The sequence below is a fragment of the Terriglobus sp. YAF25 genome (assembly GCF_052113305.1).
Classification (GTDB): domain Bacteria; phylum Acidobacteriota; class Terriglobia; order Terriglobales; family Acidobacteriaceae; genus Terriglobus.
This window is the reverse complement of the sequence record NZ_JBFRCY010000094.1, coordinates 1-8,661: the sequence shown is the minus strand read 5'-3', so window position 1 is coordinate 8,661 and position 8,661 is coordinate 1. Positions and strand designations below refer to the sequence as shown.

Annotated in this window: 5 protein-coding genes; 1 reads left to right on the top strand and 4 read right to left on the bottom strand. The window is 55.3% G+C overall.

What is annotated here, in order from left to right; translation table 11 throughout:
• A partial coding sequence (locus AB4043_RS05720; RefSeq protein WP_442306651.1) for a carboxylesterase/lipase family protein occupies positions 1 to 1,165 on the bottom strand: 1,165 nt, incomplete at its 3' end.
• A gap of 487 nt (positions 1,166 to 1,652) precedes the next feature.
• On the opposite strand from AB4043_RS05720, the gene AB4043_RS05715 reads away from it, so the two are divergent.
• Positions 1,653 to 3,998 (top strand): glycoside hydrolase family 31 protein, encoded by a 2,346-nt coding sequence (locus AB4043_RS05715; RefSeq protein ID WP_442299297.1) that lies wholly within the window; start codon positions 1,653 to 1,655, stop codon positions 3,996 to 3,998.
• Positions 3,999 to 4,165: 167 nt separating this feature from the next.
• Here the strand turns inward: AB4043_RS05715 and AB4043_RS05710 are convergent, their stop codons facing one another.
• The 3 genes from AB4043_RS05710 to AB4043_RS05700 form a co-directional block, all read right to left on the bottom strand.
• Positions 4,166 to 5,953, bottom strand: a complete 1,788-nt coding sequence (locus AB4043_RS05710) for a glycoside hydrolase family 97 catalytic domain-containing protein (RefSeq protein ID WP_442299340.1) — start codon at positions 5,951 to 5,953, stop codon at positions 4,166 to 4,168.
• A 233-nt stretch (positions 5,954 to 6,186) separates the two neighbouring features.
• Positions 6,187 to 6,801 carry an NAD(P)H-dependent oxidoreductase gene (locus tag AB4043_RS05705; RefSeq protein WP_442299296.1) on the bottom strand — a complete coding sequence of 205 codons (615 nt, stop codon included), beginning with the start codon at positions 6,799 to 6,801 and terminating at the stop codon, positions 6,187 to 6,189.
• Positions 6,802 to 6,872: 71 nt separating this feature from the next.
• A complete protein-coding gene (locus tag AB4043_RS05700; protein ID WP_442306650.1) occupies positions 6,873 to 8,534 on the bottom strand; it encodes an FAD-dependent oxidoreductase in 1,662 nt (553 codons plus the stop codon).
• Between the last annotated feature and the right edge of the window lie 127 nt (positions 8,535 to 8,661).

Below are 8,661 nucleotides of genomic sequence, written 5' to 3'. Positions count from 1 at the left end.
GGAACTGCATGCCTTCTTCACTCACCGAGCCGATAAGTACCGGAATGTTCTTTGAGACGTCAGGAGCCGCATCGAAGAAAGAGCGTAACGTCACGATCCTACCGTCGACTGTCGGCCCCCATCCGACACGTGGCGCTGCCGAAGGCGCGGAACCGGGTCCCGTTAAGCCCCGCACAGGCGGGTTGATCTTCGCAATCGTCGCGTTTCCCGCTGCAATTAAGCGTGACCACTCCATCTTCTGTAGCGCTGCAAGGTCGTTAGGCCCAAGCCCGAGCTCTTTCATAAGCTGCCGTGAAAGTTCCTTCGACTGCTCGGCCGCGGGACTGTTACCGCCACCACCGGACTGGACTGCAGCGGTATGAATCGTGCCGGCCGCAGAAGGCATCCCTAGCAGACAGGTCACCTTCGATCCTCCGCCGGATTGGCCGTAGATCATGACCTTGTTCGGATCACCTCCGAAGTTGGCTATATTTTCCTGAATCCAGCGCAACGATGCCACCAGATCCGTCATGCCGACATTGACAGAGTCTGCATATGCGTCCCCTCCAACCTCCGACAGATCAAGAAAGCCCAGGACGTTGAGGCGATGATTGACGGATACCTGCACGACGTCGTGGTTGCGCGCCATCTGCGCGCCCTCATGCGATGGCAGTTCATACGCTGAACCAAAGCTGAACCCCCCACCGTGAAAATAGACCATGACGGGCCGGCTACCGGTAAGCGCGGGCGTCCAGATGTTCAACTTGAGCATGTCTTCGCTCATATAGCCGTCATCCCAGTCGTAGAGGAAAGACATTTCAATCGACTTGAAATTGTGCAGTGTCTGAGGACAGTTCGCACCATAGACCAGGGCTGGGTACTCATCGGACCACGCCTTGGGAGGTTTGGCCGGCAGCCAACGATTTTCGCCGGCGGTATCCTGCCCGTATGGCACGCCCTTGAAGGTGTACACGCCGCCACTGACGTAACCACGCACCTTACCGTACTGCGTTTTGGCGACGGCGTTTCCCGGAGTTGCACAAAAACCCGGATCCAGGTGGACACCGGTTCTGATGCTGTCCGAGGCGTGAGCCGTTCCAGGCAGTGAAAAGCCCAATCCTGCAGTTGCGGACAGTCGTAACGCATCCCTGCGGGTAATAGCGCCGGATCTGAACGTTCTAGTCATCAGACCACTCCTTTTCTCTTTGCGTGGTGCTTTAAAGTCTCTGAAGGCTTAGCGTGGAAGTAGCCCAAAGCGATACAGAGATAACGTTGTCTATCCTCGCTACATCCATCGTGGATGAGTGAAGCCTTCTCCGATACCGGGCGACGCGCATTAATTTTGCGACCACAACTTAATAGATTTGCTTTGAAAAAGTCAACCAGAAGTCTTTCCGACCAAAAATTCATTCGCTTCCCGAATGATTATCAGAACGTTCGAAACGTTTTGAATCCCACCGGTTGCCGTCGGGAAGAAATTGGACATTGCGGAAAACGTTTACCTGCTGCTGTAATGACCCAGTAAGCCATTTACGGGTAGAGCGTTCGCAAAGGTAAATCAACATCTGCAGGCTCGCCCGTCACCCAGCATTGACCTTTCGATGGAGGACTAGTTGACGAGGACTCGAACACAAAAGCTCTTCTCCGCCCCAATTTTGCTGGGGATCGCTGTCATGGCTTCTGCTCCTGTCTTTGCCGCAGCTAGCTCATACCAGAAGCAACAGAGCGGAGCTCAGATGGATGTGGATGGGGGCACTCTTCGCATCCAGTTCTGGTCGCCAGAGATCGTTCGGGTGACGTATGCGCCTGGAATAAAGCTGTCGGAGCTGACAAGCTTTTCCGTTGTTGCCAAGCCGTCGACCGTCTCTCTGAAACGGCAGGAGAGCAAAGAAGCGTTCACCCTCGCATCAACAAAAGTGAAGGTGCAAATCGATAAGCAGACGGGCGCGGTGAGTTTCCGGGATCCGGCCGGTCATATGCTGCTGCAGGAGGCGGCGCATAGCCGCGAGATCGCTCCGACAACGCTAGCGGACGTATCCGTCACGTCGGCGACGCAGAGTTTTGACGTGGCTGCGGACGAAGGCATCTATGGCCTGGGCCAGCACCAACAGGGTGCATGGAATTACAACACGAACGTTGGATCCAGCGTGAAGCTGGCTCAGGCGAACACGAACGTCGGCATCCCCGTAATGACTTCAAGCAAAGGTTACGTGCTTTTGTGGGACAACCCCGCAGTTACCACGATTTCGACGGAGGCTCCAAAGGAAGCAGCATCCCCTGGCCGCTTGTTGCGATGGTCCTCAGAGTACGGCAAGGCGATCGATTACTACTTCTGCTTTGGAGACGGAAGCATCGCAACCGCCATGGCAGCTTACCGCACTCTAACAGGTCAGGCGCCCATGATGCCGCGGTGGCAGTTCGGCTTCTGGCAATCGAAGGAGCGCTATGCCTCCCAGGAGGAGCTGCTGGGTGTCGCCGAAAAGATCCGCAGTCTGAAAATTCCCGCGGACGGCATCATTCAGGATTGGCAGTATTGGCCGGAAGGAAGCAATACATGGGGGTCGCACCTTTTCGATCCGAAACGCTACCCCGATCCTGCGGCCATGTTCCAGAAACTACATGACCAGCACTTTCACACGCTGATCTCTGTATGGGCCAAGTTCGATGTGGGCAGCAAGAACAGCGAAGAGTTGAATGCCGCAGGTGGCATGTTCCCGGAAATAACCCATTACGTCTTCCCTCCCGGCCAGGGGCAATGGTACGACCCCTTCAGTCTGGCCGGCCGCGAGATCTATTGGAAGCAGATCCGCACAAACCTCTTTGCAAAGGGTGTGGATGGTTGGTGGCTGGACGCGCCCGAGCCCGAGATCAACAACATGGGCTTCCGCACGTATAAGACACCTGCGGGCCCGGGATACACCGTGTACAACCTCTATCCGTTGATGCATTCTGGAGGCATCTATCAGGGACAGCGCGCTGCGACGGACCAGAAACGGGTAGTCATCCTGACACGTTCCGCGTACGCAGGGCAGCAGCGCAACAGCGCCATCACGTGGTCCGGTGACATACAGGCGACCTGGCAGGTGCTCCGTAACCAGATCCCGGCAGGTCTGAACTTCTCCATGTCGGGCATTCCATATTGGAATACCGATACGGGTGGCTTCTTTGGCAATAAGGAGGCGGGTAACGGGGATCCTTCGAATCCCGCATATGAAGAATTGTTTGCGCGGTGGTTCCAGTTCAGTTCGTTCTGTCCTATGTTCCGCGTGCATGGCTCGTATGGGCTGAAACCCGGCAAGGAATTGTGGCGCTTCGACGACAAAACGCAGGCGATCATGCGGACGTACCTTAATCTGCGTTACCGGCTGCTTCCCTATACCTATTCCGTGGCTTGGCAAGTCACATCGGCAGGAACCACTTTCCTGCAGCCGCTGGTCATGAATTTCCCCAAAGATCCGAAAACGTTGAACATCGGCAATCAGTATCTCTTTGGGCCCGAGATCATGGTGACGCCGGTGACGAACGCCGGAGCGACAGAACAGGACGTATATCTACCGGCCACCGCAGCACCCTGGTACGACTTCTGGACCGGGGAGAAGGCCGAGGCCGGTCAGAATGTCCACGCGTCAGCTCCGGTGGAGACGCTGCCCTTGTTCGTTCGACCGGGAGCAATCCTACCCATGGGTCCATTCCTACAGTATTCCGACGAGAAGCCGGCCGACCCGATTGAGCTGCGCATTTACCGCGGCGCGGATGGCAAGTTCACGCTTTATGAGGATCAAGGTGACTCATACAACTATGAGAAAGGGCAGTTCGCCACCATTCCAATTACGTGGCGCGAATCCACGCATACCCTTGAGATCGGTGACCGCACGGGAAGCTTCCCCGGCGCAGTAAACGACCGCATCTTTCACATCGTGTGGGTCTCGGATAACCATGGCGCCGGAGTAGATCTTACGGAGAAGTATGACTCCATGGTTCACTACGGCGGCAAGTCCGTAAAGATCACCGCTCATTGAGGCCACCGCAGCAACCCGTTCCGGAGCTCCCGGACCTTGATCAAGATCGAGTAGTAGAGGCACGACAAGCGGGGGAATGCGGGGCATTTCGCCGCCGCTTGCCGGTTAGCGATAACGCCTCATCTCCGCGGCAACATCGATGCTCTCTACTACTTCACGGCCTTGGATTATCTCCGGAACCAGCCGACAAATCCGCCACGGCTCTTAGCGTGAACTTCCAGGACATCGCCACCAGTGAGCGTGGTGTCTTTCCTATCGAATTTATCGAGTGAACCTTGCTCATCACTCAAAAGACTTGATTTCCATTTGCCGGAGCCAAGGAATGTCAGCGGGACTTTGAGATCGCTTTCACTCTCGCCATTCAAAATAGCAACAAACCACTGCTCTCCGGCGCGACGAGCCATGGCCGATATCTTTCCTGGTTCGCTTCCCGGCAGCACCAAGGTCTCGTCCCATGTGCTCGGAATCGCAACCAATATGTCCCGCGCTGGGTTGCTTACAAGGTCTCCGGGGTTCCCTCCATAGCAGAGAAACGGTGAGGTGAATTCGATCGCCTGAGCGAACTCGTGCGCCCACGTGTTGTCCTGCAGTTCCCTGCTCTCAAGCACTGTCGGGGTATAGTCGGCCGGACCGATGACATATCGTGTGAAAGGAAGAATCGTATCGTGAGCTGAGTCAAGCCGGCGGTGGTAGCGTGTAACCTGATATTCGTGACCACGAACAGCCTCACGTGTCAGCACATTTGGCCAGGTGCGTTCCATACCGGTGGGCTTCACCGCTCCGTGAAAATCAACCAACAGTCTGAACTTCGCCGCATCACGAGCGGTGTCGTAGTACCAGTTCGACCATTCGCGATTACATTCTTGAGGAAAGTCGATCTTTACACCGACAACACCGGCTGCAACTAGCTGTTGGAGATACGCGTTCCGTTCGACTGCATCTTTGACGTACTTGCTGTGGACCCAAACCCAGATCTTTACGTTTTGTTTCTTTGCATCGGAGACGATCTGCCGCAGAGATTCCCATGGCTTATCCCACGTTTCCCACCCCTCATCGATCAGGTAGTACTCAAACCCCAGTTCTCTCGTCCATCGAATCCATTGATTTTGCTCGCCAACCACCGGTGCACCGGAAGATAGCCATTGCCATGTCGAACGCCCCGGCTTGATCCAATCGGCATTCGCCAGGGAGGCATCCGGAGGAGGGTTCAGGTTTTGAATGAGGGTGCTATTCACTAATTGCGTTAGATCACCTGCGATGATCGTAACGCGCCACGGTTGCCTGACTTCCTCGTCCGTCACCCATCCCTTCGGATCGGCATAAAGATATCCGTTAAGCTCGCTGTTCGACCCACGCTTTATCGCGAGATCTCCGTAGTCTTTTAGACCTGCTTCGCTGATCGTGACGTATAGATCTTTGTACTTTGCAGTGATCGGCAGCCCGATCGGATCCTCCCCTACGCTCCAGAGTGTCGTAGTCCTATACTGCCCCTCATACGCCGCATACAGTGGATCGGCCCACAAAACGGGATTCCCAGCCAGGTTCCAACTGCTTCTATCCGCTTCCACCCGGCGGCCGGCCTTGGCCGGCAACCTGAGGCGGACAGCCACACCGTCATCRGCGACATGGAGGTCTATCCAGAAATTGTGCCCGGAAGAAGTTGCTGGGATCTCCCCCTCGAAGGCATGATTGATGCTCTTCGAATGACCGCCCAGTAATCGGTATTCCTCATTGATCTCGTGGACAGTGGGAACTGCAAGCTCGACCTGCTTGCCGTACTCAACACCGTCGCTCAGAATCCCGAGGCGGGAGGAGACGAGAACCTCCTGACCATCCCGCATGATGCGATACCGCAGGTTTCCATTTGTCACGAACACTTCGGCTTTTACGTGGCCGTCTGGGCTAGAAACCGTCCGGACATTCGTTTGCGCAACACTTGTTCCCCACACGAGCATTGCACAAGCAGCCCCCAAAACACAGGGTTTAACCTTCATCAACATACCTCCGGAACCTAGCCMAAATGTGTGTATTCGGCTTTAGCGTGACTACTGTCGTCATCCAAAAGTCAACGATATAGTAAACGTTGTAGCTCGAACGGTCACCATATGGCTATCGCCCGTTTCGCCGGAGCTGCCCTCTCCCACAGCCGAAGACGGCCATTCCAGCTACACGCCGGTAGGATGACAGATCAAGAATCTGCGGCCTGAACAACGATACGGCTCGCTTCATCGAGCCAGCGCTCCCGATCTGCAACTGAGCTCGTTGCGATGATTCTGAATACGTGCCTGATCACCTTCTGAACTCCGCAGTATTGTAAAAGGCATTGTTTCCATATTCTTTCGAGTGGGTCGCCGAATACGATTCGCTCGCGTTCTTCCTCTGTGTTACTTGTATTGAACACAACCGCCACTCTGGTATGGAGCAACCCCTTCGGGATGTCGCCTTGATCGCTAGCTTTCTCGAAAGCGTACGCGGATCCCTCGACAAAGACGCGATCCATCCAGCCTTTCATCATGGCTGGAGGCGCACCCCAGCAATTCGGATGCACGACCACAAGCACTTCTGCTGAAAGAAGGAGATCGCGGTAGCGCTGGACGAGAGGATCATCCGTCCCAAATCCCCGCACCTCACGGCTGGTCAGCAAGGGATTGAAGTTATCGGCATATAAATTACAGAAGTGTGTCGTAAACCCCATGGACTGTAAAGATGTCTCACACTGTCGCGCGATCGCGACGGAGAAGCTCGCATCGTCCGGATGCGAAACCACGATCAGTCCGATTCGATTGAGAGTAGTTACTTCCATAGCTTGAGGATAAATCTCCAGCTAGGCTGCGACCATTCAGGGGCGGATTCTCTACGAAACGTTTTCCGTGTTCACGGACGCGCGCGCAGCACGCCTTCTTCTAAATATTGATGGATGAAGTTAACTGCCATGCTGCCCTCCCCCACGCTGCTCGATACCCGCTTGATCGAGCCGTTGCGGACGTCGCCAACGCAGAACAACCCAGGTAGGTTAGTTTCGAGCAGGTAAGGAGAGCGAGCAGAACGCCAGTAGGAAAGATCGCTGACTTCCCTGCCGGTGCAGATATAACCGTTTCTTCTCTGAAGACCGCTGGGCAGCCAATCTGTTGCCGCATCTGCCCCGATCATCACAAATAAACAATCTGCCCACCGCCGCTCGTGGCCCTGCCCATTTTTGCATAGATACAGTGCCTTCAAACAATCGGTGCCCTCAACCGACACGAGTCGTGTTTGGGTTTCGACTCGAATGTTCGCAACGGGCCGAAGCTTGTCCACAAGATATTGGGACATGCCGTCCCCGAGATCATCGCCCCGCACCAGGRGAGTGACCTCATCCGCGTAGTTAGCAAAAAAAAGCGCCGCCTGCCCTGCCGAATTGCCTCCACCAACGATAAAGATTCGTTTTCCCATGACGGTGGGCGCATCCGCACGCTCCCCGCCATAAAACACACCACGTCCGATAAAGGTATCCACTCCTTCGGCGTCAAGCTTTCTCCAATCGACTCCGGTTGCGAGAATTGCTGTCTTCGCCGCTACTACCTCTCCACCATCGAGCTCGATCGCATAAGTCCCGTCCGGGCGAAGGGATAATTGTCTGACCTCGCGGGTGAGAACGATCTCCGCGCCAAATCTGCGAGCTTGCTTGAAGGCGCGCTGGCTCAGATCGTCTCCCGATATGCCATTTGGAAATCCCAGATAGTTCTCGATCCGGGAAGATGTCCCGGCTTGACCACCCGGGGCCTTACGCTCTACAAGCAGCACACGCAAGCCTTCAGAGGCGCCATAAACAGCCGCTGCCAACCCTGCCGGGCCGCCGCCAATGATGACCGTCTCATAGCTTGTCCGTTTAGGAATCGTCTGAAATCCAAGCGCTTCGGCGACGCTTCTTACCGTGGGTTGGCTCACAAGTTGCGCTTCATCCACGATGATGGCTCGGCCTCCGTTGTCACACATCAGAGGTGCGAGTTCACTCTGTGACATACGGTCAGTGTCGATCCAATGGTAGGGGACACGGTTTGTGTTCAGAAATGTCCGGATGTCCCTACAATTCTCATCGAATCGTGAACCGGCAATTTGCACCCTGCTGGGAGGGAGCTGCAGCATGTAGCTTTGAACCATCTGGACACGCTCATTGAGCGTCTGCATGATCAATGCGCTAAACGCCGCTGAACGACGGATGAGTTCCTGCAGGTGCTGCGGATCGAGTCGGACGAACCGGCAGGGCGTCTTGGAGCGGACCGACGCGGGAGCTGCCGTTGCCATGAGGATCGATAATTCACCGAAAAAGTCCCCTTGCTGATGACATGAAACTCCGGTCGAACGCCCTCGTACGTCTTTCGTGGCTTCAGCCAAGCCCTCTACCAATACGAAAAATGAGGCAGGTTCTCCTTCATGAATCAGATACTCGCCAGGCTCCAGACGAACCTGGGCGGCCTGCAATGATAGCCACTGTAGATCCTGCTCATTCAAACAGGAAAAGATTCTGATCTGTTTCAATTCTCCCGGTGTCAACATGACTGGGTTCCCTTCTTCTATCAATCTCTTGTACTCGGAAGACGTTCGAGCTCGCTCGTCGCGAAGCCTCTCCGGCTATGCTGGGTGCACACGCAATGATCGGCTCGGTGTTCTAAAGCAACAACTC